General features: G+C 74.0%; 25 protein-coding genes. 4 read left to right on the top strand and 21 right to left on the bottom strand.

Annotated elements, in window-relative coordinates; translation table 11 throughout:
- Window positions 1-103: 103 nt before the first annotated feature.
- The 8 genes from ACLQ2X_RS15595 to pepN all read right to left on the bottom strand — a co-directional run bounded on the left by ACLQ2X_RS15595 (window position 104) and on the right by pepN (window position 9758).
- On the bottom strand, window positions 104-2497 hold the full coding sequence (locus tag ACLQ2X_RS15595; RefSeq protein ID WP_425681738.1) for a ComEC/Rec2 family competence protein: 2394 nt from the start codon (window positions 2495-2497) through the stop codon (window positions 104-106).
- Window positions 2494-3507, bottom strand: coding sequence for a helix-hairpin-helix domain-containing protein (locus ACLQ2X_RS15590; RefSeq protein WP_425681737.1), 1014 nt, complete (start codon window positions 3505-3507; stop codon window positions 2494-2496). Before ACLQ2X_RS15590 ends, ACLQ2X_RS15595 begins: the two co-directional genes overlap by 4 nt.
- Window positions 3508-3644: 137 nt before the next feature.
- Window positions 3645-4421: an SDR family NAD(P)-dependent oxidoreductase gene (locus ACLQ2X_RS15585; protein ID WP_425681736.1), complete on the bottom strand. Its 777-nt coding sequence runs from the start codon at window positions 4419-4421 to the stop codon at window positions 3645-3647.
- Window positions 4422-4497: 76 nt separating this feature from the next.
- Window positions 4498-5346: a DegV family protein gene (locus ACLQ2X_RS15580; RefSeq protein WP_425681735.1), complete on the bottom strand. Its 849-nt coding sequence runs from the start codon at window positions 5344-5346 to the stop codon at window positions 4498-4500.
- 48 nt (window positions 5347-5394) lie between these two features.
- Entirely contained in the window at window positions 5395-6042 is a 648-nt protein-coding gene (locus ACLQ2X_RS15575; protein ID WP_425681734.1) for a histidine phosphatase family protein, read from the bottom strand.
- A complete protein-coding gene (gene rsfS / locus ACLQ2X_RS15570; RefSeq protein ID WP_425681733.1) occupies window positions 6039-6443 on the bottom strand; it encodes a ribosome silencing factor in 405 nt (134 codons plus the stop codon). The genes ACLQ2X_RS15575 and rsfS overlap by 4 nt, the downstream gene beginning before the upstream one ends.
- Window positions 6444-6553: 110 nt before the next feature.
- A complete protein-coding gene (gene nadD, locus ACLQ2X_RS15565) occupies window positions 6554-7150 on the bottom strand; it encodes a nicotinate-nucleotide adenylyltransferase (RefSeq protein WP_425681732.1) in 597 nt (198 codons plus the stop codon).
- 91 nt (window positions 7151-7241) lie between these two features.
- Complete coding sequence (gene pepN / locus ACLQ2X_RS15560; protein ID WP_425681731.1) at window positions 7242-9758, bottom strand: aminopeptidase N; 2517 nt, start codon at window positions 9756-9758, stop codon at window positions 7242-7244.
- A gap of 66 nt (window positions 9759-9824) precedes the next feature.
- On the opposite strand from pepN, the gene ACLQ2X_RS15555 reads away from it, so the two are divergent.
- Window positions 9825-10043, top strand: coding sequence for a DUF397 domain-containing protein (locus tag ACLQ2X_RS15555; protein WP_425681730.1), 219 nt, complete (start codon window positions 9825-9827; stop codon window positions 10041-10043).
- A gap of 10 nt (window positions 10044-10053) precedes the next feature.
- Here ACLQ2X_RS15555 and ACLQ2X_RS15550 read toward each other — a convergent pair whose 3' ends face one another.
- A complete protein-coding gene (locus ACLQ2X_RS15550; RefSeq protein ID WP_425681729.1) occupies window positions 10054-10461 on the bottom strand; it encodes a hypothetical protein in 408 nt (135 codons plus the stop codon).
- 244 nt (window positions 10462-10705) lie between these two features.
- Between ACLQ2X_RS15550 and ACLQ2X_RS15545 the strand changes: the two genes are divergently transcribed.
- The gene (locus ACLQ2X_RS15545) at window positions 10706-11953 is read left to right on the top strand and encodes a cytochrome P450 (RefSeq protein WP_425681728.1); all 1248 of its coding nucleotides are present in this window, start codon (window positions 10706-10708) and stop codon (window positions 11951-11953) included.
- A gap of 22 nt (window positions 11954-11975) precedes the next feature.
- Here the strand turns inward: ACLQ2X_RS15545 and ACLQ2X_RS15540 are convergent, their stop codons facing one another.
- From ACLQ2X_RS15540 to ACLQ2X_RS15520, 5 genes are all read right to left on the bottom strand, one after another.
- Entirely contained in the window at window positions 11976-13154 is a 1179-nt protein-coding gene (locus ACLQ2X_RS15540; RefSeq protein ID WP_425681727.1) for a zinc-dependent alcohol dehydrogenase, read from the bottom strand.
- Window positions 13151-13789: a cyclase gene (locus tag ACLQ2X_RS15535; RefSeq protein ID WP_425681726.1), complete on the bottom strand. Its 639-nt coding sequence runs from the start codon at window positions 13787-13789 to the stop codon at window positions 13151-13153. The genes ACLQ2X_RS15540 and ACLQ2X_RS15535 overlap by 4 nt, the downstream gene beginning before the upstream one ends.
- A gap of 84 nt (window positions 13790-13873) precedes the next feature.
- Window positions 13874-14512: a DUF3618 domain-containing protein gene (locus tag ACLQ2X_RS15530; protein ID WP_425681725.1), complete on the bottom strand. Its 639-nt coding sequence runs from the start codon at window positions 14510-14512 to the stop codon at window positions 13874-13876.
- Window positions 14509-14961: a phage holin family protein gene (locus ACLQ2X_RS15525; RefSeq protein WP_425681724.1), complete on the bottom strand. Its 453-nt coding sequence runs from the start codon at window positions 14959-14961 to the stop codon at window positions 14509-14511. Before ACLQ2X_RS15525 ends, ACLQ2X_RS15530 begins: the two co-directional genes overlap by 4 nt.
- Before the next feature lie 31 nt (window positions 14962-14992).
- On the bottom strand, window positions 14993-15775 hold the full coding sequence (locus tag ACLQ2X_RS15520; RefSeq protein ID WP_425681723.1) for a hypothetical protein: 783 nt from the start codon (window positions 15773-15775) through the stop codon (window positions 14993-14995).
- 195 nt (window positions 15776-15970) lie between these two features.
- Between ACLQ2X_RS15520 and ACLQ2X_RS15515 the strand changes: the two genes are divergently transcribed.
- Together ACLQ2X_RS15515 and ACLQ2X_RS15510 are read left to right on the top strand one after the other, a co-directional pair.
- Window positions 15971-16447 carry a DUF4383 domain-containing protein gene (locus ACLQ2X_RS15515; protein ID WP_425681722.1) on the top strand — a complete coding sequence of 159 codons (477 nt, stop codon included), beginning with the start codon at window positions 15971-15973 and terminating at the stop codon, window positions 16445-16447.
- Window positions 16448-16545: 98 nt separating this feature from the next.
- Window positions 16546-17277: a DUF6766 family protein gene (locus ACLQ2X_RS15510; RefSeq protein WP_425681954.1), complete on the top strand. Its 732-nt coding sequence runs from the start codon at window positions 16546-16548 to the stop codon at window positions 17275-17277.
- Here the strand turns inward: ACLQ2X_RS15510 and ACLQ2X_RS15505 are convergent.
- The 7 genes from ACLQ2X_RS15505 to mycP form a co-directional block, all read right to left on the bottom strand.
- The gene (locus tag ACLQ2X_RS15505; protein ID WP_425681721.1) at window positions 17211-17660 is read right to left on the bottom strand and encodes a GNAT family N-acetyltransferase; all 450 of its coding nucleotides are present in this window, start codon (window positions 17658-17660) and stop codon (window positions 17211-17213) included. The two genes, ACLQ2X_RS15510 and ACLQ2X_RS15505, sit on opposite strands and share 67 nt — an antisense overlap.
- Window positions 17661-17737: 77 nt before the next feature.
- Complete coding sequence (gene obgE, locus ACLQ2X_RS15500) at window positions 17738-19192, bottom strand: GTPase ObgE (RefSeq protein ID WP_425681720.1); 1455 nt, start codon at window positions 19190-19192, stop codon at window positions 17738-17740.
- Between the two features lie 90 nt (window positions 19193-19282).
- Window positions 19283-19537 (bottom strand): 50S ribosomal protein L27, encoded by a 255-nt coding sequence (rpmA, locus tag ACLQ2X_RS15495; RefSeq protein ID WP_091072397.1) that lies wholly within the window; start codon window positions 19535-19537, stop codon window positions 19283-19285.
- 11 nt (window positions 19538-19548) lie between these two features.
- Window positions 19549-19863 carry a 50S ribosomal protein L21 gene (gene rplU, locus ACLQ2X_RS15490; protein ID WP_018787289.1) on the bottom strand — a complete coding sequence of 105 codons (315 nt, stop codon included), beginning with the start codon at window positions 19861-19863 and terminating at the stop codon, window positions 19549-19551.
- Window positions 19864-20219: 356 nt separating this feature from the next.
- A complete protein-coding gene (locus tag ACLQ2X_RS15485) occupies window positions 20220-23387 on the bottom strand; it encodes an Rne/Rng family ribonuclease (RefSeq protein ID WP_425681719.1) in 3168 nt (1055 codons plus the stop codon).
- Between the two features lie 130 nt (window positions 23388-23517).
- Window positions 23518-24237: a TIGR03936 family radical SAM-associated protein gene (locus ACLQ2X_RS15480; protein ID WP_425681953.1), complete on the bottom strand. Its 720-nt coding sequence runs from the start codon at window positions 24235-24237 to the stop codon at window positions 23518-23520.
- 237 nt (window positions 24238-24474) lie between these two features.
- Window positions 24475-25878 (bottom strand): type VII secretion-associated serine protease mycosin, encoded by a 1404-nt coding sequence (gene mycP / locus ACLQ2X_RS15475; RefSeq protein WP_425681718.1) that lies wholly within the window; start codon window positions 25876-25878, stop codon window positions 24475-24477.
- Window positions 25879-25881 lie beyond the last annotated feature (3 nt).

Here is a 25881-nt window from a genome sequence, read left to right as displayed (position 1 = left end):
CTCATCGGGGACTGTGACGGCACAGCCCGCACTCAACGCAAATCCTGACATTTACCCTCATCTGCCGCCTACCTCGACAAGCTCCACCCCGCCCGGGCTCCGCTCAGCGGCGCGGCCCGGCGTCCGCACCGCGCGCCACCACCGCCAGGCCCGCGTCGACGCGGACCGCGGCCACGTCCCCGTCGGTGTCGGTGCGGAACACCCGGGCCCCGCCCCGGGTCAGCCGGCCCAGCAACCCCGGGTGGGGATGCCCGTAGTCGTTGTCGGCACCCACACAGACCAGCGCGACCGCCGGGCGCACCGCGGCGAGGAACTCGCCGTCCTGGTACGCCGAACCATGGTGGGCCACCTTCAGCACGTCGGCCCGGATCGCGCCGGCCGGCATCGTCTCCCGCATCGCCCGCTGCTCCTCGGCCTCGGCGTCACCGGACAGCAGGATCCGCACCCCGGCCACGGAGGCGGCCACCACAAGCGAGTTGTTGTTCGGATCGGACCGGCTGCCACGCAGCGGGTACGGCGGCCCCACCACGGCCAGTTCCACCGCACCGGCCCGCCACCGCCAGCCGGCCTGCGCCGGGGTGAGCGCGGTACCACCCCGACGGGCCGCCTCGCGTACCTGCGACACGCCGTAGGCCGGCTCGGACCAGGACGGACCCACCACCGCGCCCACCTGCCGGCCCCGGAACACCCCGGCCACCCCGCCCACGTGATCCACGTGGAAGTGGCTGACCACCAGCAGCGGCACCTCGCGTACGCCGAGGCGCCGCAGGCAGCCGTCCACACCGGACGGCTCCGGGCCGGCGTCGACCACCACCGCGCGACCGGCGGCCACCGGCAGCACCACCGCGTCCCCCTGCCCCACCGCGCACGCCACGACCACCCAGCCGGGCGGCGGCCAGCCCGAGGCCAACAGCCGGATCGGCAGCGCGCCCAGCAGCGCCGCCGTCAACACGGCAGCGACCAGCCGCCGACCCCGACGCCGGCGAACGGCGAACAGCAGCGCCACGCTCAGCACGGCCAGCAGCAGGGCGCCGGTGACGCCGCCGGCCCAGGGCACGTTCCCGGCCGGCAGCCCGGCACCGTGCGCCGCCACCGCCACCAGCCAGCGCGCCGGCCAACTCGCCAGCCAGGCCAGGAACTCCGCCCCCGCAGGCCAGACCGGCGAAAGCACCGCCGCGAGCACGCCCAGGACGGTGGCCGGGGCGACGGCGGGCACGGCCAGCAGGTTCGCCGGCACCGCCACCAGGCTCACGGTCGCGGAGAGCCCGGCGACCACCGGGCCGCAGGCGAGCTGCGCGGCGGCCGGCACCGCGAGCGCCTCGGCCAGCCCGGTCGGCACGCCCCGTCGACGCAACGCGTCCCGCCACCCGGGGGCGAGCAGCAACAGCCCACCGGTGGCGCACACCGACAACGCGAAGCCCGGGTCGCCGGCCAGGTCCGGGTCCAGCAGCACCAGCGCGGCGACGGCGGCGGCAAGTGCGGGCAGCGCCGCCCGGGATCGGCCGGTGGCCAGCGCGGCGAGGCCGATCGCGCCCATCGCGGCGGCCCGCACCACGCTCGGCGAGGGACGCACCAGGATGACGAACCCCACGAGGGCGAGCACGCACAGCGCGGCGGCGGTACGCGGACCGGCCCGCGCCCAGCGGGCCAGCAGCAGCACGGCCCCGACGACAATAGCGACGTTCGACCCGGAAACCGCGTTGAGGTGTGTCATGCCGGTGGCGCGGAAGTCCTCCTCCACCTCCGGCAGCAGCCGACTGGTGTCGCCCACCACCAGGCCGGGCAGCAACCCGCCCGGCGCGTCCGGAAGCGGCCCGCAGGCCCGCTGCAGCCCGGACCGCAGGACGCCGGCCGCCCGTTGCGGCCACGACGCGCTGCCGCGCAGCGTGGGCGAGCCGGTGGTCGAGAGCACCGCGGCGGTCAGGTCGCCGCCGCGCGGCGCGGACAGCCGGCCCCGGGTGGTGACCCGCTGCCCGGGCAGCAGCGGGCGCCACGCCGGATCGGTCGCCAGCACCAGGCCGCGTACCGGCCCGGTCACCCGAGGACCGTCCGGACCGGTCAGGCGGATCAGGTCGACCCGGACCAACAGCATGCTCGGACGGCCGGGCGCGCCGCGGACCGGACGTGGATCGTCGCGGACCACGAGGTCGGCGGTGACCAGGGCGCGTTCGGTGACGAGCGCGCGTACCGGCGCGGCGTCGCGGACCGCGAGCCGGGCGCCGGTGGCGGCAGCCCCGCAGAGCACACCGAGCAGGACCGCGACCGCGATCCAGCCGTACCGGCGCACCGGCGCGGACGGGCGGCCCACCGCGCCCCGCAGGTGCAGGCCGGCGGCGAGGGCGAGCACACCGGCCACGGCGCCCAGCCACACGGTCGCCGTGACGGTGAGGTGCAACCCGGCCAGCGCGGCGAGCCAGGTGGCCACCGCCAGCCCGGCCAGCCGCAGATCCGGCGCGGTCGCCCGGTCGGCCGGCTCCGGATCACGGGTGCCTGTCACACCGTCACCAGTTCCTTGAGCTGCTCGTACCGGGCGTCGCCGATGCCGTCGACCTGGCGCAGGTCGGCGACGGACCGGAAGCCGCCCTGCCGGTCACGGTGGTCGAGGATCCGCTGGGCCAGCACCGGCCCGACACCCGGCAACGCGTCGAGCTGTGCCAGCGTGGCGGTGTTGAGGTTGACCGGCCCGGCCGGCGCCGACGGGCCACCCGGCTGACCGGCGCCGGCCGCCGCACCCGGCCCGTTCTGGCCCGGTGCGGCGGTGACACCGACCAGGATCAACTCGCCGTCGGTGACCTTGCGCGCGGGATTGAGCAACGCCACGTCCACGCCGGGCAGCGCGCCGCCGGCCGCCTCGACGGCATCCGCCAGCCGGGCGCCGGCCGGCAGCCGGACCAACCCCGGCCGGCGGACCTTGCCGGCCACCGCGACCACCACCTGCCCGGACGAGCCGGACGGCGCGGGTGCGACCGGCACCCCGCCGGTCGCCGCCTCGATGCCCGACGCCACCGGGCCGACCGGCTCGGCACGCGGGCGGGAGCGCCACGCCCAGACGGCGGCCACCAGCACCACGACGAGCGCTACCGCCGCGAGCGCGCGGACACCCCGCCGGCCCGGATCGAACGCGCCCGGGCCGGGCAGCCGGGAGGCCGGCCCGCGCGCCACCTCGACGTCGTCGGGCGGATCCACCTCGGCCACCTCGCCCGGGTACGCCGCGAACACCCGGTCGGTCGCCCACGGATCGTCCGGGTCCGGCCAGGGCACGGAAGCGCCTGCTCGCGGCTCCGGCTCGGCGAGACCGGACGGCAGCCCCGGCCCGGGTGCGGGGAACCCGGACCGCAACTCCGGCGCCGGCTCCGACAGGTCGTGCCGAGGCTGCGGCAGCGGGAACGCCGGACCGGGTCGAACCCGGGCGGCTCGGTCGGCCTGCGGCTCGGCGGCGACCTGTCCCGCCGGTAGGAACAACCGGGCGAGCCGCCGCCGCACCATCGTCTCCCTGTCGTCTGGCACGGCCGGGACGCTACGGCGGCGGCGGTCGTCCGGGCGGGTCGTCGACGCTCACCTGTGGACAGCGGACGGGTTGTGGACGGCCACCCGATCATGTCCCCGGTGTGCTGTCGGAGTCGGCCCCGGGACCCGGACGCCGGTCAGCGGGCCTCCGGGTCCAGGCCGAGCGCGGCCCGTCCCCCGTCCACCGGGACCGTCGCGCCGTTGACGAACGAGGCCCGGCCCGAGAGCAGGAACGCGACCACCTCGGCCACCTCGTCGGTACGCCCGATCCGGCCGAGCGGGTGCAGCCGAGCCAGTTCCGCCTCGACGTGCTCCACGCCGCCCGCGTCGAGCCCGGCGAGGTACGCGGCGTGGCGCTCGGTGTGGATCGATCCGAGCGCGACCGCGTTGACCCGGATTCCCCGTGGGCCGTAGTCGACGGCGAGCGCCCGGGTCAGCCCTTCCACGGCCGCCTTGGCGGTGGCGTACGGCAGGGCGCCCGGCACCGCCCGGCGGGCCTGGTGGGAGGAGACGTTGACGATCGCGCCACCGGTGCCGGCGGCCAGGAACCGGCGTACGGCGGTGCCGGCGCCCACCACGGCGGGGCGCACGTTGGCCGCGATCAGGTCGAACACCTCGGTCGGTGGCGTGTGGTGCAGCGCGGCGTCGCGGAAGACGGCGGCGTTGTTCACCCACCCGGTCAGCGGGGCGGCGGCCTCGGCGCGGTCGGCGGCGCGCCCGGTGACCGCCTCGTCGCCGGCGTCGCCGGTGACCGCGTGCAGCCGGTCGGCGGCCGGGTGCCCGGCCAGCCAGCCCAGCGCGTTCCCGTCCCGCTCGACGACGACCACCGTGCCACCGTCGGCGGCCAGCCGTTCGACGACGGCCCGGCCGATCCCCCGGCCGCCCCCGGTGACGACGTAGGACCCGGCACTCATCCGGCCACCCCCGCCACGGAGATCCACCCCGGAGTCCTGCCCCCCACCGACCGGCACCCGGGAGCCGACCGGGTGGTCATGGGCGGCGGTGGACCACCACGCAGGCCAGTCCGGGGCCCGCGTGGGCGGCGACCACCGCGCCGGCCTCGGTGACGTACGTGTCGTGCAGCCGCTCACCCAGCCGTTCGGTCAGCGCCGCCAGCAACTGTTCGGCGCGCTGCGGGGCGGCGAGGTGGTGCACCGCCAGATCCACCTCCGCGTCGCCGGCTGCCTCGGCGGCCAGGTCGACCAGGCGGGCCACCCCTCGACTGGCGGTGCGAACCTTGTCCTTGACGACGATCGCGCCGTCCGGCATGTGCATGATCGGCTTGACCGACAGTGCGGTGCCGAACAGCGCCTCGGCCGCGTTGATCCGGCCTCCCCGGCGCAGGAACTCCAGCGTGTCCACGTAGAAGAAGATGGTGGTGCGGGCGACCGCGTCGAGCGCCGCGTCGCGTACCCCGGGAAGGTCGGCCCCACCGGCGGCGGCAGCGGCGGCGGCGAGCGCGGGGAAGCCCAGGCCCATGCCTGTGGATCGGCTGTCCACGACGGTGACCCGGTCGCCGGTCTCGGCGGCGGCCAGGCGGGCGGCCTCGACCGTGCCGGACAGCTCGGCGGACAGGTGCACCGACACCACGCCGTCGGCGCCCTCGGCCAGCAGGGTGCGGTAAACCTGCGCGAACTGTTCCGGCGCGGGGCGTGAGGTGCTCACCGAGACGCGCCGGCCGCCCAGCACGCGGGTGGCGTCGGCCGGGGACGTCTCGATGCCCTCCAGCCCTTCGGCGCCGTTGAGCACGACGGTCAGCGGGACGACGGTGAGTCCGCGCGCACGGGCCAGGTCGGGGGGCAGGTAGGCGGTGGAGTCGGTGACGACCGCGACGGGCATGACCGGCACGCTAGCCGATGTGGCGGTGACGTGCCGGGGCCGGAGGTCTCAGACCGCGTCGGTGAGCGCCGGCTGGGTGATCAGACCGACGTTGTGCGCGCGCAGGTGCCAGCCCGGTCGGGTGCGCCGCTGCACCCCGTCGTCGCGGCGCAGTTCGGTCCAGTGGCAGTTGGCCAGCGATCCGAGGCTGCGCAGCACCGTGTGGTCCCAGCCGAGCAGGTGGCCGACGCCCTGCCGGGCGCCGCCGCCGTGCGTGGTCACCACGACGGTGCCGTCGGCGGCCAGGTCGGCTGCGTCCCGGAACGCGGCGCCGAGCCGTGCGCCCAGGTCGTCCAGGCTCTCGATGTCGGCGCCCGGGTCGGGGTCACCGGCCCGCCAGCGGGCGTACTCGTCGGGGAACCGCTCGGCCGCCTCGGTGAGGACGAGGCCCTGCCAGCGGCCGAAGTGCCGCTCACGCAGCCGGGCGTCGGTGCGGACGGGCAGCCCGGTCAGCGCCGCCAGCGCGGCGGCGGTGTCGGCGGCCCGGCGCAGGTCGCTGGCGACGATCGCGTCCGGGCGCAGCGCGGCCAGCACCGGGGCGGCGGCGCGGGCCTGCTCCCGGCCGAGGTCGTTGAGCGGCACGTCGGTCTGGCCCTGGACGCGGTTCGCCGCGTTCCAGTCGGTGTTGCCGTGCCGCCAGATGATCAGGCGGGTCATTCGGCGGTGGCGGTGCCGGCGGCCGAGTCGGCCAGGTCGCGATCCACGAACGGGATCTGCGGGCAGTCCTTCCACAGCCGGTCGAGGGCGTAGAACTCGCGCTCCTCGGTGTGCTGGACGTGCACCACGATGTCGACGTAGTCGAGCAGCACCCAGCGGCCGCCGCGCTCGCCCTCGCGGCGCACCGGCTTGGCCTTCTCCGGCAGTTCCAGCAGGCGTTCCTCGATGGCGTCGACGATGGCGAGCACCTGACGCTCGTTGGGAGCGGCGGCCAGCAGGAACGCGTCGGTGATCGCGAGCTGGTCGCCCACGTCGATGATGACGATGTCCTGTGCCTTCTTGTCGGCCGCGGCCTGGGCCGCGGCGATCGCCAGCTCGTGCGCGCGCTCGGAAACTGTCACCGTTCTCCTTCGATCAACCGTGCGACTCTCCAAGCCTCTCACACCCGGCGGGGTGACGACTTGTCAGTTCTGGTGGATTTCAGGGACGGAACGGGACAAGGCGGACGAGATCATCGGCGGTAGAGCCGCCGTTTCGCGATGTACTGCACCACACCGTCGGGCACCAGATACCAGACCGGCTCGCCTCGGCTGACCCGGGCCCGGCAGTCGGTCGACGAGATCGCCATCGCGGGCACCTGCACCAGGCTGACCGTGTCGGCCGGCAGATGCTGGTCGGTGAGGTCGAAGCCGGGCCGGGTCACCCCGATGAAGTGCGCCAGTTCGAGCACCTCGTCCAGGTCCTTCCAGGACAGGATGCGCTCCAGGGCGTCCGCGCCGGTGATGAAGAACAGGTGCGCCTTCGGGCCGTACTCGGCGTGCAGGTCGCGCAACGTGTCGACGGTGTAGGTGGGGCCGCCCCGGTCGATGTCGACCCGACTCACCTGGAAGCGCGGGTTGGAGGCGGTGGCGATCACCGTCATGAGGTAGCGGTCCTCGGCCGGACTGACCGTTTCGTCCGCCTTCTGCCACGGCTGCCCGGTCGGCACGAAGACCACCTCGTCCAGCCCGAACCGGTCGGCCACCTCGCTCGCCGCCACCAGGTGGCCGTGGTGGATCGGGTCGAACGTGCCGCCCATGATGCCGATCCGCCGGATGTCTTCCTCCACCCCGCGATCCTAGGCCGCGCGCCGGAGCGACCCGGGTGGGGTCCGCGGCGCACGCCGGGCGGCCGATACCGCCCGGCGTGCCGCCGGCCGGTCAGGCGCCGGCGGCGGCCACCGCCGTGCGGGCCACCAGCGCCCGGCGCATGTCGTCGTCCAGGTCGGTGACCCACCGACGCAGGCCGGGCGTCAGGTCGTCGCGGGCCAGCAGCGCCGCGGCCAACTCCCGGGTGGGTTGCGCCACCGCGTAGCGGGGGAACGCGGCCACCGCGACCGAGTCGGCCACCCACGCGGTACGCAGGCGTGCCACCGCCGGCATGTCGGCGAAGTAGCGTTCCACGTACCCGGCGGTCACCTCGGACTGCTCGGGCTGCCAGAAGCCCTCCGCGGTCGCCTCGACCAGCCGGTTGGACAGCTCGGTGTTGCGGGCGATGATCTCCCACGCGGCACGCTTCGCGTCCGCGTCGGGAAGTGCGGCACGGCATGCGGCGGCCCGCTCGGCACCGGTGGCGCTGCGATCGGCGGTCGCCTCGGCGTCGATCTCCGGCGCGCCGGCCGCCCCGAGGACCACCAGCCGGTACAGCACCGCCCACCGCAGTTCGGGATCGACCGCGAGCCCTGACGGGACACCCTCGCCGGCCAGCCAGCCGGCAAGCAACCCGGTGTCCGTGGTCGCCCCGATCAGCCCGCGCGCGGCCGCGAGCTGCAACGAACTACCCGGGCGGGCTCCGCCGAGCAGCGTCGCGCAGGCAGCGGCCACCCGCGCCAACGCGGCGTCGCGGGCGAGCGGGTCGAGGTAGCGGTCGATCAGGCGTCGACTCAGCGTCAGCACCTCCTCGACGATCGTCACCTCGGGCTCCGCCGGCAACGCCACCGCGATCAGCTCGACCAGAGCGGCCGCGGGCCGCTCCCCGTCGGTCACCGCGTCCAGCGCCTCGCTCCACAGCAACACCCGCGCCAGCGGGTCGTCGAGGTCGGGCAGCAGCCTCGGCACGGCGTCCACCGAGGCCGGGTCGAGCCGGATCTTGGCGAACGTCAGGTCGCCGGCGTTGGGCAGCAGCAGGCCGGTGGCGGGTTGCCCGGCCAACTCCGGCAGCGGCGTACGGCCGCCGTCGGAGTCCGGGTCGAGGTCGACGTCGAACCGGCGGGTCGGGCCGTCGGCGACGTGGTGGGCCACCGCGATGCGGTGCGGGCGCCGGACCGGGTGGCTCGGCGGTGCGGTCTGGACCACCGCCACCTCGGCCCACCGGCCGTCCGCGTCCACCGTGGTCTCCACCCGCAGCGTGTTCACCTGGGCGCGGCGCAGCCAGCGTTCCGCCCACCCGGTCAGGTCGCGGCCACTCGCCGCACCCAGGCTGGACAGCAGGTCGGCGAGCGTGGCGTTGCCGAACCGGTGCGCGGCGAAGTGCGCGTTCAGCCCGGCGACGAAGGCGTCGTCGCCGAGCCACGCGACGAGCTGGCGCAGCACGCTGGCGCCCTTGGCGTACGAGATGCCGTCGAAGTTGAGCAGGGCCTGCGCGGCGTCGGCCACCTCCGGCGGCGCCACCGGGTGGGTGGAGGGACGCTGGTCGGCCGTGTAGCCCCAGCTCTTGCGGCGGATGGCGAACGTGGTCCAGGCCTGGTCGAACCGGGTCGCCTCGGCGGTGACCCGGGTGCCCAGGTACTCCGCGAAGGACTCGTTGAGCCAGAGGTCGTCCCACCAGCGCATGGTGACCAGGTCACCGAACCACATGTGCGCCATCTCGTGGGCGATGGTGGTGGCCCGCCGCTCGCGCTGGGTGTCGGTGACCGCGGACCGGAAGATGTAGTCGTCGCGCAGCGTGACCAGGCCCGGGTTCTCCATCGCGCCGGCGTTGAACTCGGGCACGAACGCCTGGTCGTACTTGCCGAAGGGGTAACGCTCGGCGAAGAGCTGGTGGAACCGGTCGAGGCACTGCCGGGTGACGGTGAAGATCTCCTCGGCGTCGGCGTCCAGGTGCTCGGCGAGCGAGCCTCGACAGTAGAGGCCGAGCGGGATGCCGTCGTGCTCGGCGCGCAACTCGTGCCACGGCCCGGCGATCAGCGTGAGGAAGTAGGTGGCCAGTGGCGCCGTGGGGGCGAACTCCCAGCGCCCCGGCGCCGGCCGGTCGGCCACCGCGCCGTTGGCCGCGACCGTCCACCGCGGCGGCGCGGTGACCGCGAGCGTCACCGGCGCCTTCAGGTCGGGCTGGTCGAACGCGGCGAAGATGCGGGGGGCGTCGTCCAGGAAGGACATCGCGTAGAGGTAGGTCTCGCCGTCGGCCGGGTCGACGAACCGGTGCAGCCCTTCGCCGGTGTTGGAGTAGGCCATCTCGGCCTCGACGGTGAGCGTGTTGGACTCGGCCAGCCCGGCCAGCGGCAACCGCCCGTCGTCCAGCAGGGCCAGGTCGAGGTCACGGTCGTTGAGGCGGACGCGCAGGAGCCGGTGGGGCTTGGCATCGACGAACGTGTCGGCGCCGGGGGTCGCCCGGAACCGGATGGTGACGGCGGAGCGGAACCACTCGGCGTCGCCGGTCAGGTCGAGGTCCACCGCATAGGACTCGACCGTGATCGACGCGCGACGCGCGGTCGCCTCTGCACGGGTCAGGCTCGGCATCCGCTTATCCTGCCCGATGAGGTCCGCCCGGGCCTCGTCGTTACGCAAGGCGATGGAGGAACAACGATGGGCCAGCACCCCAAGGGCGATTTCGACCTCTCTCGGGCGGTATGGCAGCGAGCGGAGGGCGACACGTCCGAGGGAGCGGTCGAAGTGGCCTTCGTCGACGACCTGATCGGCATGCGCAACTCGGCCGAGCCGGGCGGCCCCGTGCTGGTCTTCACCCAGTCCGAGTGGGACGCGTTCGTCGCGGGCGCCCAGGACGGCGAGTTCGACCTGGACTGAACGGGCCGGCTCAGTCACCGTCGCCCCAGCCCAGCCCGCCCGGGCCGGGCGCATGGTGGAAGCCGGGATGGCCGGCCACGTCGGCACACCGCTCGCCGTCGGGGCCCACCGCGCCGCAGAACAGCCGCTCGGCGCGGTGCCAGGCGTCGGCCGGGGACAGGGCAGCCGCACCGAGGGCCAGCTCCGGGCGGAGCAGCCCGAGCGCTTCGGCGTACGCCACGGCCAGTTCGCGGGCGACGGCGGTGTCGGTGGCCGCGAAGCCGAGGTGCACGGTGAAGTGCCGCGGCGGGCGGCCCCCGGGGCGGCGCGGGCCGCCGATCAGCGGCTCCGGCCGCCCGCCCGGGGCGGCCGGGGCCGGGCCCCGGCCCAGCCGGCCGTCCGCCGTCTCGCGCCACCGGGCCACCTTCTCGTTACGCATCCGTGCCCTCCCCGTCGTCCCTGGTCATCGCCGGCCCCGTGCTGGCGGGCGGCGGTCCGCGTCCCTCCGAGACAACCAGCTTTTCCGCCTGCCGGGAGGGGCCAGCCCGGCATCGCGCTGGCCCCTCCCGGGCCGGGGTGAAGCTGCTGGAATAGGGGATTCGGCCGCGTCGCCGCGGGTAGACAACGCACGTCGTGCCGGAGCAAACGTCGTGCCGGAGCAAACCGCATCAGGAGCTGTCCCGATGAGCACCATGCCGAGCGATCGGAGCCCGGACAGCACCCTGGCCTTCCTGCGCGAGGGCTACCGCTTCGTCGGCACCCGCTGCGACCGTCTCGGCACCGACATCTTCCAGACCCGACTGCTGCTGGAGCCGACGATCTGCCTACGCGGTCGGGAGGCCGCCGAGCTGTTCTACGACGAGGAACGGTTCGTCCGGCGCGGCGCGATGCCGACACGCGGACAACGCACCCTCACCGGAGTCGGTGGCGTGCAGGGCCTCGACGGCGCGGATCACCACGACCGCAAGGCAATGCTCATGTCCGTCATGACGCCGGACGCGGTCCGACGCCTCGGGCAGATCTTCGACGACCGGTGGCGGGCACGCCTCCCGGACTGGGCCGGCAGTGGCCCGGTGGTGCTCTACGACGAGGTGGGCAAGCTGCTCACCGAGGCCGTCTGGGCCTGGGCCGGGGTGCCGCTGGCCGACGCCGACGTACCCGCCCGGACCGCCGAGATGCACGCCATGATCGAGGCACCGGCCGCGCTGGGTCCCCGGCACTGGCGCGGACGGCTGGCCCGCCGCCGTGCCGAACGCTGGGCCGGTGCGCTCGTCGACCGGGTCCGCGCGGGCGCGGCGCCGAGCCCCGAGAGCAGCGTGCTGCGCGTCGTCGCCGGACACCGGGACGGCACAGGTCAGCTCCTGCCCCGCCGGATCGCCGCCGTGGAACTGCTCAACGGGCTGCGCCCGACGGTCGCGGTGGACCGGTACGTGGTCTTCGCCGCGCTGGCCCTGCACGACCACCCGCAGTGGCGGGACCGGGTGCGCGGTGACGACGCCGCGACCGAGCAGTTCGTGCAGGAGGTACGCCGCCACTACCCGTTCTTCCCGGTCGCCGCGGCCCGGGTACGCCGCTCGTTCCAGTGGCAGGGCCACACGTTCCCGCAGGGCCGTCGGGTGCTGCTCGACCTGTACGGCACCAACCACCACCCCGGGCTGTGGCCGGAGCCGGAACAGTTCCGCCCGGAGCGCTTCGCCGGTTGGCGCGACGACCCGTACGGCCTCGTCCCGCAGGGCGGCGGGGACCACCTGACCGGCCACCGCTGCGCCGGTGAGTGGATCACGATCGAGCTGATGAAGCGGGCGGTGGCCAACCTGACCGGCGCGATGAGCTACCGGGTGCCGCCGCAGGACCTCGCGCTCGACCTGGGCACCATGCCGGCGCTGCCGGCCGGCGGGCTGGTGGTCGACGGGGTACGCCCGCTCCCCTGAGCGGACGCACCCCGGTCGACTGTCACGCCGCCTGCGGGTGCAGCACGCTGCGCAGGCAGCCGTCCTGCTTCTTCTCGAAGATCTCGTAGCCCCGGGCGCCGTCCTCCAGCGACATCGGGTGGGTTGCCAGATAGCCGGGGTCGATCTCGCCGGTCGCGATCCGGTCCAACAGCATCGGGATGTAGCGCTGGGCGTGCATCTGCCCCATCCGCAGCACGAGCGCCTTGTTCATGGCCGCGCCGAGCGGGAACTTGTCCACCAGCCCGCCGTACACGCCGACGATGCTGACCGTGCCGCCCTTGCGACACGCCATGATCGCCTGCCGGACCGAGGTGGGTCGATCGGTCTGTGCCCGGACGGCCTGCTTCGCCCTGTCGTACGCGTACGTCGGCCCGACGTCGTGCGACTCCATCCCGACCGCCTCGATGCAGGCGTCCGGCCCTCGACCGGCGGTCAACTCCCGCAGCGCCTCCAGCACGTCGGTCTCCGCGTAGTTGATCGTCTCCACGCCCAACCGGTCCGCGGCCGTGGCGAGCCGCTCCGGCAGCCGGTCGATGACCACGACCCGCTCGGCGCCGAGGATCTGCGCGGACCGGGCGGCCATCTGGCCGACGCCGCCGGCGCCCCAGACCGCCACCACCTCGCCGCCCTTGAGGCCGCAGAAGTCGGCCGCCATCCAGCCGGTCGGCATGGCGTCGGAGGCGAACACCACCGAGTCGTCCGGCACCCCGTCGGGCACGGTGAACGCGCCGACGTCTCCGAACGGCACCCGGATGTACTCGGCGTGGCTGCCCGAGTAACCGCCGGCCGCGTGCGAGTAGCCGAGAATGCCGGCGGGCGAGTGGCCCCACAGCTTCTCGGTGAAGACCGGCTGCGGATTCGAGTTGTCACACAGCGAGTACTGCTCGGTGCGGCAGTACCAGCAGCCGCCGCAGGCCACCACCGAACCGACGACCACCCGGTCGCCGACGGAGATCCGCCGTACGTCGGGACCGGTCTCCACCACCTCGCCCATGAACTCGTGGCCGAGTACGTCCCCCTCGCGCATCGCCGGCAGGTAACCGTTGATCAGGTGCAGGTCGGAGCCGCAGACGCTGCTGGCCCGCACCTTGACGATGATGTCGCCGGCCGAGCGGATGGTCGGCTCCGGCACGTCGCGTACGGCGAGCTTGCCGACGCCCTCCCAGCACAACGCCCTCACGGTCGACCTCCCACCATCAGCTTCTCGCGTACCTTGTCCGTTGCCCGCTCCTGGCGCGGGCTGCGCCCGGACGGGTCGTGCCGGGTGTCCATCACCTGGCCCGTCTCGATCAGCGACTTGATCCTGCGCAGCGTGGTGCGCAGCGCCAGGTCCGGGTCGTCCCCGCCGACCAGCCCGACCGCGCGCCGCAGCGGGCCGGAACGCCAGCGCAGCTCGGCGCGGATCTCGGTGCCCCGGTCCTGCGGCGCGGCGACCAGCTCGACCCGGCCCCGCTGGGCGACCGGCCCGTCGATGACCCGCCAGCTCAACTGCCCGGGGCCGTCGACGGTGATCTCGGCCCGCCACTGGGTGCCGTCGCCGGCCGGATCGGCCGCCACGCAGCGCCACCGGTTCGCGTCGAGCTGCTCCAGCGTGGCCCACTCGGCCAGGCTCCGGTCGAGCCGCTCCCGATCCGTCCAGAAGCCGATCACGGCGTCCACCGGCCGGTCGACGGTGATCCCGCGGTGCACCACGTACCAGCCGTCCTCGCGGTCGGGTTGGTGCCGGCGCCGACGTCGGGCCACTGTCCGGGTGACCCCGAGCGCCGTCGCGGCGGCGGCGCCGGCCAGCGCCCATCTCGTTGCGTTGCTGCTCATCACTCCTCCATTCCATACCGCCCCGGGTACGCCGCGGGGGCCCTTCCTACCGCCAGGCGATAGAAAGGGCCCCCGCCGGACACCTCAGGAGCGCGTCTGCTCGACGCTGTGCCGCACGTCCTGCGCGGCGGCGCGGCCGTCGTCCTTGACCGCGTGCGCGGCCTGCTGCGCCGTGGTCCGCACTGAATCGGCGGCGTGCTGCGCCGGCTCACGCAGTTCGTCCTTCAGCTCACCGGCGACCTCGCCGAGCTTGTCCTTGACCACCCCGCCGTGCTCGGTCGCCTTCTCCTTGACCTGGGCGGCGACCTGCTGCTCGCGCCGGGTCGCCGGGATCAGCGAGGAGACCAGCATGCCGACGCCGAAGGCGATCAACCCGGCGGCGATCGGGTTGCCCTCGGACTTCTGGCGCAGCACCTGCGGTGCCCGCTGGGCGGCGTCGCCCACCGTGGAGGCGGCGGAGTGGGCCTTCTCGCCCACGGTGGACGCCATCGAGGAGGCGTGGTCGCCCACCGAGTGGGCGGCGTGGCCGGTGCTGTGGCCGAGGTCGGATGCGGTTCCCATCACCTTGTCCTTCACGTTCGTCAGCGCGCTGCGTGCACGCTGCTTGCGGTCGTCGACGATGCGGCTCGGGCTGACCTTGTACGCCAGGGCGTCCACGTCCGAGCTGAGGTTGTTGCGGGTCGCTTCGATCTCGCGTCGGATCTGCTCGGGATCGGTGCTCATCGGATGACTCCCTCCGGGTGCGGCTTGAGCGCGTCGGGAATGCGCTGCACGCTGTCGTTGGTCTGCTTCAGGCCACGGACCCGCTCGGCGTTCTTCTTGCCCATCGAGTAGAGGACCGCGGCGACCACGGCCCAGAGCACCGCCACGATCAGCGCGGCCAGCCCGGAGTCCATGACGTTGTCGAGGAACTGCCACAGGGCGATCGACACGAACAGCGCCACCATGTAGCCGCCGAAACCGGCGCCGCCGAACAAGCCGGCGGCCTTGCCCGCCTTCTTGCCCTCCTGGCGGATCTCGGCCTTGGCCAGCTCGACCTCCTGCCGCATCAGCGTCGACAGGTCGGTCGTGACCTGGCGCATCAGCTCACCGAGGGAGCTTCCGCGCACCTCGTCGGCCTGGTGCGGCGCACCCGCCGCCTGGTAACCGGGGTCCTGCGTCGGCACGGTCATGCCGTCGCCTCCCTTCTGCCTGCGCGGCGGGTCACGGGCGGGGAGCGCCGGTGGACGGGACGCCCGGCAGCGGGTCGGTGCGCTCCGGCGGGGGCAGCGGCTGACCGGTGCCGCCCACCGGGTCGGCCCAGGTGTTCGGCGCGCCGCCGCCCGGGTAGGTCGCGCCCGGCGCGGAGTAGCCCGGGTCCGGCTCGGCGTAGGTGCCCGGCGTCGGGTCGAGGTAGCCACCCGGCGGCGTCGTCTGCGCCGGCACGGCGGGCGTGGTCGGGATGACGGCGGTGCGGTCCGGGTCGTACGCCGGACGGACGCCGTTGTCGTCGCCGACCGCGGCGATGTTGCGGGTGAGCCGGCCGGCGACCACACCGAGCAGCGCGGCGCCGACGAGGAACGTGCCGGGGTTGCGGCGGGCGTAGCCCTTCACCTCGTTGAGCAGGTCGCCCGGCTCACGCTGCTCCAGCCAGCCGGCCACGCCCTGCACCCGCTCGGCGGCCTGCTGGGCAAGTCCGGTCACCGGGCCGGAGCCGCCGCCCTGCTGCGCCATCGTGCGCATCTCGTCGGCCAGCGACCGCAGGCCACTCGCGGCGCGCTGCTGCTGCTGGCCAGCCTGCGTGGTGACCTGGCTGCGGGCCTCGCCGTAGAGGTCGCGGGCCTGCCGCTTGGCCTCGCCCACCACCTCCTGGCCCTGCTCCTTGGCGGTCTGGGCGACCGCGCCGCCCGCGCTTGCGGCATCCGAACCGACCTGGCGCGCCTGGTCGCGTACGCCGCCGTTCGTCGACTCGTACGTGGCGGACGTGGGGGAGAAATCCTGAGTCATGGTGTCCCTTCCGCTCGTGTGTTCCCAGCGGGTGATCTCCGAGGGGTGTACGCGATGTTTTCCGCGTGACAACTGCCCTACCCCAGGTCGGCGGGTCCATGCCTGATTCGTAAATTCTCTGCGGAAGCGGCCCGGTCGCGTCACAGAATGGGATGCCTGCCCACCGGGGCGGGGGGGTTCACGGGGGTGACAGGGATGACACGTGACGCGCGCGACCACGCGCCGGCCCGGCTTGCGGTGCAGAAGGTCGCCCTCGCGGCGGCCGCCGTCTTCGCGCTGATCGGCATCCTGGGCTTCGTGCCCGGCGTCACCACCCACTACGGCGAGATGACGTTCGCCGGTCACCACTCCGGCGCGGAACTGTTCGGGGTGTTCCAGGTGTCGGTGCTGCACAACCTGGTGCACCTGCTGTTCGGTCTGGTGGGGCTGGTGATGGCCCGTCGGCTGGCCGGGGCGCGGGTGTTCCTGGCCGGCGGCGGCGCACTCTACCTGGTGCTGTGGCTGTACGGCTTCGCCATCGACCGGGACACCCCGGTGAACTTCGTGCCGGTGAACGACGCCGACAACTGGCTGCACCTGTTCCTCGGCTTCGGGATGCTCGCCACCGGCCTGCTGCTCAACGACGACGCCGGCACCGGGGGCCGACTGGACACCCCCTTCGACCGCCCCTGACCAGGCACGACACGCCGGGCCGGCGTTTGCCCCGGTCGATCCGGGGGCAGGAGCGCCCACACGGGCGGTAGATGCGGCGCGGGCGAGGAGGTCCGGTGATGCCACGGTGGTTGCGCGACAACCTGCTCTCGGTGGCCATGCTCGGCGCGTTCCTGGTCTTCCCGGTGTTGCAGAGCGTCTTCGGCTGGCAGGTGCACAACGAGGAACTGACCCGGTACGGCGCCGAGCCGCTGAGCTGGTGGGCCTACCTGGGCACCGGGCACTTCGCCGAGGCGGTGTTCGAGAACTGGGAGTCGGAGTTCCTCCAGATGGGCGGCTACGTGCTGCTCACCGCGTACCTGGTGCAGAAGGGCTCGGCCGAGTCGAAGCCGCCGGATGAGACGGACCGGCCGGAGGACAACCGTGACCACGCCGCCCCGGACTCGCCGTGGCCGGTACGGGTCGGCGGGCTGCCCCTGGTGGTCTACCGCAACAGTCTCGCCATCGCCCTGCTGATGATCTTCGGCGGCGCGTTCCTCGGTCACCTCTTCGGCGGCGTAACCGCCTACAACCAGGAGGAGGCGTTGGCGAGCGGGGCGGCCCCGATCAGCGCCTGGCAGTTCCTCGGCACCAGTGACTTCTGGTTCCAGTCGATGCAGAACTGGCAGAGCGAGTTCCTCGCCGTCGGCGCGCTGATCCTGCTCAGCATCGTGCTGCGCCAGCACGCCAGCCCGGGAGTCCAAGCCGGTCACCGCGCCGCACGCGCAGACGAACGCCTGAGCGGTCAGGCGGCCACCGGCAGCCGCTTTGCGAAGCACACGCTGTACGGGTTGTCGACGTACTCGCCGTAGACCGGGACGGGCTCGTAGCCGCTGGACCGGTAGAGCCCGATCGCGGCCGGCAGGTAGGTGCCGGTCTCCAGGCACACCGTGCGGTGCCCCTGCCGGAAGGCCAACTCCTCCAACGCCACCAGCAACTGCCGGGCGATGCCCCGTCCGCGGTACGCGGGCAGCACGTACATCCGCTTCAGCTCGCCGGTGTCGGCGTCGAGCGCCTGCAGGCCACCGCAGCCGACCGCCCGACCGCCGACCACGGCCGCCAGGTAGCGGATGTCGGTGTGCACGACGGTGACCTGCCCGTCCAACCCGCCGTCCGCGTCCCGCAACTCGCGTTGCTGGGCGACCACCAGCGCGGCGATCTCCGGGTCGGTGGGGGGACGGGACTCGATCAGCATCCTCGTACGGTAGGGCCGCCAGATGTCGCGGAGGTTTCCGGCGTCGGCCGCCGAAACGGCTACTCGACGCGAAACGGCTACTCGACGTCCGGGGCCGCCGCGGGCCCCGCCTCGACCTCGGTCCCGTCCTCCTGCACCCGGCGGGCCTTACGGGCGGCCAGTCGGTCGGACGCGGACGGGCGGTTCGACTTCTCCTCCAGCCGCACGTCGGTGCCCCGGTTGCCGGGCACGAAGTCGGTGCCCGCGTAGAGGGTGGGCTGCCAGTCGAACTCCCGGTCGCCGATGCGCACCAGGTCGCCGGCCTGCGCGCCGGCCTTGGCCAGCTTCTCCTCCACGCCCAGGCGGGCCAGCCGGTCGGCCAGGAAGCCGACGGCCTCGTCGTTGTCGAAGTTGGTCTGCTTGACCCAGCGCTCCGGGCGGCTGCCGCGCACCGTGTACGAACCGTCCGGCTCGGCCTCGACGGTGAAACCGGCGTCGTCGACCGCCTTCGGGCGGATCACCAGCCGGGTCGGTTCGGCCGGCGGGGCCGCACGGCGGCCCTGGTCGACCAGCTCGGCCATCGCGTACGTCAGCTCCCGCAGGCCCTCGCGGGTGGCGGCGGAGACGTCGAAGACGCGCAGTCCGCGCGCCTCCAGGTCGGGGCGGACGATGTCGGCGAGGTCCTGACCGTCCGGCACGTCGACCTTGTTCAGGGCGACCAGTCGGGGCCGGTCGGCGAGCCCGCCGTACTGGGACAGCTCCGCCTCGATGGCATCGATGTCGGCGACCGGGTCCCGGCCGGGTTCCAACGTCGCGGTGTCGATCACGTGCACCAGGACGGCGCAGCGTTCGACGTGGCGGAGGAACTCCAGGCCCAGGCCCTTGCCGCTGGCCGCGCCCGGAATCAGGCCGGGCACGTCGGCGACGGTGAAGGTGTGGTTGTCCACCCGGACCACGCCCAGGTTGGGCACCAGCGTGGTGAACGGGTAGTCGGCGATCTTCGGCTTGGCCGCGGAGATCACCGAGATCAGCGACGACTTGCCGGCGGACGGGAAACCGACCAGCCCGACGTCGGCGACGCTCTTGAGCTCCAGCACCACGTCAAGCCGGTCACCGGGCTCCCCCAGTTCGGCGAAGCCGGGCGCCTTGCGGCGGGCGTTGGCCAGTGAGGCGTTGCCCCGCCCGCCCCGGCCGCCCCGGGCCGCCTCGAAGGTGGTGCCCACCCCGACCAGGTCGGCCAGGACCTCGCCGTCGAGGGTCTGCACCACGGTGCCGTTCGGCACCTTGATCAGCAGGTCGCGGCCGTTGGCGCCGTCCCGGTTCGAACCGGCCCCACCCTTGCCGTTGTCCGCTTTCAGGTGCGGCCGGAAGTGGAAGTCGAGCAGCGTGGTCACCTGCGGGTCGACCACCAGCGACACACTGCCACCGTGGCCGCCGTTACCGCCGTCGGGGCCGCCGAACGGCTTGAACTTCTCCCGGTGGATCGAGACACAGCCGTGCCCGCCGTCGCCGGCCTGCATGTGCAGGACGACCCGGTCAACGAACGTCGTCACGACGCCAATCCTTCCAGCGGGGTGCGCCCCGCACGTGAAAAAGCGAAGCGGGCCGGGACCCGAGGTCCGCGGCCCGCCACGCCTTCAGAACTACTGCTGCGGCACGATGCTGACGGTCTTGCGACCGCGCTTGGTGCCGAACTGCACCGAACCGGCGGACAGCGCGAACAGCGTGTCGTCGCCGCCACGGCCGACCAGGTCACCGGGGTGGAACTTGGTGCCACGCTGCCGGATGAGGATCTCACCCGCGCTGACGACCTGACCACCGAAGCGCTTCACGCCGAGCCGCTGGGCCGCGGAGTCACGACCGTTACGCGAGCTGGACGCACCCTTTTTGTGAGCCATTGGAGGACGACCTACTTCCCGCTGGAGATGCCGGTCACCTTGACCTGGGTCAACGGCTGGCGGTGACCCTGGCGCTTGTGGTAGCCGGTCTTGTTCTTGAACTTGTGGATCCGGATCTTCGGGCCCTTGGTGTGCGCGGCGATCTCGCCGGACACCGCGACCTTGGCAAGCTTCGCCGCGTCGGTCACCAGGTCGTCACCGTCGACGAGGAGCACCGCGGTGAGCTTCACCGCGTCGCCGGGCGCGCCGGCGAGCTTCTCGACCTCGATCACGTCGCCCTCGGCGACCTTGTACTGCTTGCCGCCGGTCTTGACGATCGCGTACATCGGAGGCGGACTCCCTGTCGTTGAGGCTGCTGGCGTTCACTTCCACCGCTACCGGCTCTTGCACCGTCACCGGCGCTCGAACCGTTACCGGCCGTTCCCACGGCGTCTCGCCGGGAGCCGTGACACCGGCGGAGCGGGCACGTGGGAACTCAGGCACACAAAGGTGCGCCGCAGGCCAGCGTACGCCATACCCTGCCCGCCCCCCAAACCGGGCCGCCGCCCGCACTCGCCACGGGCGCCACCGGGGCCGGCCGGGCTGCCGACGCGACCCGTCGCGGCCCGCCCGGGGTACGCGTGGAAAGGCCCCCGCGCCGGGCTCGGGCGGGGGCCTTTCCACCATCACGCGGCTGGACGCCTCACGGCCGGGTACGCCGCCGGGCGCCACCGCGCCGGGTCCGCCGCCGCGGCGAACCGCTGTCGTCGTCGGTGTCCCCGTCGCCGATCGCATCCGGGTCGTCCGCGGCGGCCAGCCGGGCCGATTCGCCCTCCCGGCTGTCCGCGGCCGCCGGAGCGGCCGACGTGTCCGCCCCGTACCGGGACAGGTCGTAGCCCTGCGTGTCGTAGTAGTCGTCGGAGGTCTTGGCCACCTCGGCCACCGTCCGGTCCGGCCCGGCGGCCGGCGGCTCGGCCGACAACGACGGCTCGACGGTGGCCGGCTCCGGCGCGGCCTCGGCGGCGGGCTTCTCCGCGGCGGCCTTGCGACCCCGGCGGCGGCCCTTCTCCTCGGCCGGCGCGACGACCGCGGACGCGACCGCCTTGACCTTCTCCGCCGCGCCGGCGCGCGGCTTCTCCGACACCGGCTCGGTGTGGATGACCACCCCCCGGCCCTTGCAGCACTCGCAGGTCTCGCTGAACGCCTCCAGCAGGCCCGCCCCGATCCGCTTGCGGGTCATCTGCACCAGGCCGAGCGAGGTGATCTCGGTCACCTGGTGCTTCGTGCGGTCCCGACCGAGGCACTCGGTGAGCCGGCGCAGCACCAGCTCCCGGTTCGACTCCAGCACCATGTCGATGAAGTCGATCACCACGATGCCACCGAGGTCGCGCAGCCGCAGCTGGCGCACGATCTCCTCGGCCGCCTCCAGGTTGTTGCGGGTGACCGTCTCCTCCAGGTTGCCGCCGGAACCGGTGTACTTGCCGGTGTTGACGTCGACAACGGTCATCGCCTCGGTGCGGTCGATCACCAGCGAACCGCCGGAGGGGAGGAAGACCTTGCGGTCCAGCCCCTTGAGGATCTGCTCGTCGATCCGGTACTCGGCGAACACGTCCTGCACACCGGCGTACCGGCGCAGCCGCGCGACCAGGTCGGGCGAGACGTGCGACAGGTACGACTCGACCAGGTCGTACGCGGTCTCGCCCTCGATGACCAGTTCGCGGAAGTCCTCGTTGAACAGGTCCCGGACCACGCGGATGACCAGGTCCGGCTCCTCGTAGAGCAGCACCGGGGCCCCGCCCTCGGTCGACTTGGCCTGGATGTCCTCCCACTGCGCCTGGAGCCGCTTGACGTCCCGGGCCAGTTCGTCCTCGCTGGCCCCCTCGGCCGCGGTCCGGACGATCACGCCGGCACCGTCGGGCACCAGCTTCTTGAGGACGTCCCGCAGCCGCTTGCGCTCGGTGTCGGGCAGCTTGCGGCTGATCCCGGAGGCGTTGCCGTTGGGCACGTAGACCAGGTGTCGACCGGAGAGCGCGATGTGACTGGTCAACCGGGCGCCCTTGTGCCCGATCGGGTCCTTCGTCACCTGCACCAGCACCGAGTCGCCCGAGCGCAGCGCCTGCTCGATCGAACGGGCCCGCCCCTCCAGGCCGGTGGTGTCCCAGTTGACCTCACCGGCGTACAGCACCGCGTTGCGTCCGCGCCCGATGTCGACGAAGGCCGCCTCCATGCTGGGCAGCACGTTCTGGACCTTGCCCAGGTAGACGTTGCCGGCCATGGTCCCGGAGGAGTTGCGGGTCACGTAGTGCTCGACCAGCACACCGTCCTCGAGCACCGCGATCTGGGTGCGGTCGCCGCGCTGGCGGACCACCATCACCCGGTCCACCGCCTCCCGGCGGGCCAGGAACTCCGACTCGCTCAGGATCGGCGGGCGGGTGCGGCGCTGCTCGCGACCGTCCCGGCGGCGCTGCCGCTTCGCCTCCAGCCGGGTCGAGCCGGAGACGCCCTGCACCTCGTCGACCGGCTTGCGCGGCTCCCGGATCTTGACGACGGTGGGCACGCCGTCCTCGGCGGTGGTCTCCGCGTCGCCCGAGCCCCGGCGACGACGACGGCGACGGCGACGGGTCATCCCCTCGCCGTCCGGCTCCTCGTCCTCGCCCGACTCGTCGGACTCGTCCTCGGCGGTCTCCGCCGTGCCGGACTCCTCGTCCTCGTCGTCGGCCTCGTCGGCGCCACCCTTGCCCCGGCCGCGACCCCGACGGCCCCGGCGACGACGGCGGCGAGCCGCGGCGGTCTCGTCGTCCTCGTCGTCCTCGTCGATCTCCTCGGCCTCGTCGACCGACGTCTCCTCGACCGCCTCCGGCTCGGCCTCCGCCTCGACCGGCTCGGCCTCCCGGCGGCCCCGGCGACGACGCCGCCCGGTCTCCGCCGGCTCCTCGACGGGCTCCTCCGCGGCCGGGTACGTGACCTGGACAGCGGGGGCCTCGTCGGGCTGTGGGGCCATGAACAGGACGGTCGGCGCGGACAGCGCGGCGCGGCGCCGACGCCCGGCGGGCCGCACCTCCTCGGCCGGCTCGTCGGCGAGGCCCGGAACCGCGGCGCCGGTCGACACCACGCCTGTGGTGTCCGCCGGCCCGCCCGCGCGGGCCACGGTGGCCTCGTCGGCACGTGTCGACGCGCCGGCCGCACCCACGACCGGCTCGTCCTCCTCGGCGTCCGGTTCCCCGGTGCCGACGGTGGCGCCCGGGGCGGTCACCTCGGCGGCGGCCGGTCCGGTGGGAGCCGTTCCCCCGCCGATCTCCGCGCGGCCCTCGGCGACCACGTCCCCGACCCCGGGGGTCGAGACCGGGCCGTCGATCACGGCATCGACCGCGGCGGTAGGCGACTCGACAGCCTCGGTGGGCGGTGTGGCCTTACGGCGACGGGTCCGGGTCACCTTGACCGGGGGCACCACCTCGTCCGAGGTGACCTCCGCCCCGGCGGCGGTCACCGGCTCCTCGACCGCCTTCGCCGGGGTTGCCTTGCGGCGACGGCGGGTGGTCTTCGGCGCCGGATCCAACTCCCCCGCCACCGGTGCGAGCACCTCGGCCTGCGGCGACTCGCCGCTGCCGGTCGCCGTCGCGGGAGCCTCGACCGGCGCGTCGGTCTGCTCCGGCTGGTTCAGCGGGGCGGCCTTGCGGCGGCTGGCCCGCTTACGCGCCGGCGGCTTCGTCTCGGCGGCGCCCTCGGCGTTGCCGGAGGCGGTGACTCCCTCGGCGTTGCCGGGAGCAGTCACTCCCTCGGCGTTGCCGGACGTGGTGGCGGCACGGTCGGCGGTCGTCCCGGCCGGCTGCTCGCCGGTCCGTTCGCCGCCCTCGGGCTCGTTCTCGAGCATGGACGTTCTCCAGTTCTGGCCGCCCCGGGCGCGGGTGAGCGCTGCCACGCAGGGTTGCCGCAAAGGTGTTTCCGCCGGGCACGCGGGCGCGCGTCCGCCGAAGTCTGCCTGCCAGAGCGTTGACCGACGGTCAGCGCTCTCCGATGGTTGCCCCGTCGCGGTCCGCGTCCAACGGATCGACGATCTCGCCCTGCGCGGTCAGCGTGCCCTGCGCCAGCCGGATCACCTTGGGGGTCACCGGCGGCTCCAGGGCGGCCACCGCACGGAGGCCGGACAGGACGTCATCGGGCCGTACGGACGGGGTGACCTGCCGCACGACCAGTTCGAGTATCGCACACGGTACGGTCGCCGCCCCGGAAGGCGTCTCAGTCGACGGCAGCACATCGATGCGGATCACGGCGCCACGCGCGTCGAAGGTGCGCCGCCCCTGCTTGGTCATCCGCTCGACCTGGATCTCCTCGGCGGCGGTGAAGGCGGCCACCGCCGCACCGAGCACCTGTGGATCCACCTCGGGCAGCTCGATGCGCCAGTGCGACGCCTCGATCCGGTCGGCGAGGCTTCCCCCGGCGGCCTCGACCGCGTCGAGCACGTCCAGCCCGGGCGAGAGCGCCGCGTCCAGCGCCGCGCACAGCCGCGCCGGGTCGACCCGCTCGCGCAGCCCGATCTCCAGGTATTCCGCCTCGCTGGCCACGCCCGTGGGCGCCGCCGAGGCGTACGAGATCTTGGGGTGCGGGGTGAAGCCCTGGGAGAAGGCGATCGGCACACCGGCGCGGCGCAACGCGCGCTCGAAGGCCCGGGCGAAGTCCCGGTGCGAGGTGAACCGCAGCGGCCCACGCTTGGCGTACCGGATACGGATCCGCTGGACGACGGGTGCCTGGCCGCCCTCGGGTTGAGGCTTTCTGGCGATCGTGACTCCTCGGGCTGTGCCTGCGTATCCGCACCATCCTGGCGCAGGGCCCGACGCGCGCCACAGGCGGGGCCACCGCACGCCACCCCAAACCACCACGTACCCCACCACGGCCCCGCCCCGATCAGGGGTCGGCGGCAGAGGCGGCCTCCGCCGCGGCCGGCGGCGGAGGCCGCGGGGTCAGGTGCGCGGCGGCGGCGGGGGCGGGGCGTACGGGCTGCGGCCGGGCGGCGTGGGCTGCCCCTGGCCCGCGGGCGGGTAGGCGCCCGGGCCCGGCGCGGGGTAGCCGCCCGGCTGGGGGTAGGCGCCCGGCTGGGGATATCCGCCCGGCTGGGCGTAGCCATGGGGTGGCACCGGCTGGACCGGCGCACCCTGCCCACCGTTGTCCATCCGGTCCAACACCTCGTCCGGGACCGCGGAGGCCCGGGCCAGCTCCCGCCGGTGCCGACGGCGGTTCCAGATCAGGAACACCACCAACGCCAGCAGCACCACGAGCACCACGGCGATCCCGATGCCGATCACCATGACCTGCTGGTCGGTGGGGCCGCCACGGTCGCCGTAGTCGGTCACGTCGAAGTCTTCGTCCTCGGCGGCGGCCGGCGGCGCGGAGGCGCCGGGCGGGGCGGCGCCGAGCAGCGGGTTCGCCGCCACCGACGGCACGTCGGCGGTCAGCGCCGCCACCGGGTCGACCCGGCCGAAGCCGAACCGGGGGTCACGGCCGGGCGGGCCGGCGTCCCGGGCCGTGCGGATGATCCGATTGATCACGTCGGGCGCGGAGAGGTTCGGGTACTTCGACCGGATCAACGCCGCGACCCCGGCGACGATGGCGCTGGAGTCGGAGGTGCCGTCACCCCAGCCGTAGCCCCGGTCGGGGCCGATGTTGTAGACCTCGTCCCCCGGCGCGGCGATGACCGCCTCCGGGCCCTGCGCCGACCCGGACCAGAAGCCGCCGCCCCGCGTCGTGCCGGTCACCGCGATCACGCCGGGGATCTTGGCGGGCGCGGCGATGTCCGGGCCGAGTTTGCGGACGTTGCCGGCGGCGGCCACCACGACCACGTCGCGCTCCAGCGCGTACCGGACCGCGGCCTGCTCGCCGGCGTCGATGTCTCCGGCGTGCCCGTAGGACAGGTTGAGCACCTTCGCGCCGCCGTCGACGGCCATCCGGATGCCGACCGCGGAGTGGCCCGGGTCGCCGAGTTCGTCCGCCGGTTTACGGATGGGTAGGATCCGGGCGTCCGGCGCGACACCGGTGACCCCGGCTCCGTTCGCCGCGATGATGCCGGCCATGTGGGTGCCGTGGCCCTCCGGGTCGCGCCGGCCGTCGCCGGAGCCGAAGGTGGTGCCGCCGGCCAGGAGTTGACCACGCAGGTCCGGGTGGTTGGTGTCGGCGCCGGAGTCGACCACGCCGACCACGACGCCCCGTCCGGTGGAGATCTGGTGTGCCCGGTCGATCCGCAACTCGTCGAGATACCACTGCTCGGACCGGCGCGGGGCGCCGACCGCGGGCTGCGCGGCCCCCAGCACCATCAGCCCGGCCGCCAGCCCGGCCACCACCGGCCGGAGCGCGCCGACGTGCACCCTCATCCG

Origin of the sequence: Micromonospora sp. DT31, assembly GCF_049841795.1 — a bacterium.
In the GTDB taxonomy this organism is placed as follows: domain Bacteria; phylum Actinomycetota; class Actinomycetes; order Mycobacteriales; family Micromonosporaceae; genus Micromonospora.
This window is presented reverse-complemented; position numbering and strand designations above follow the sequence as displayed.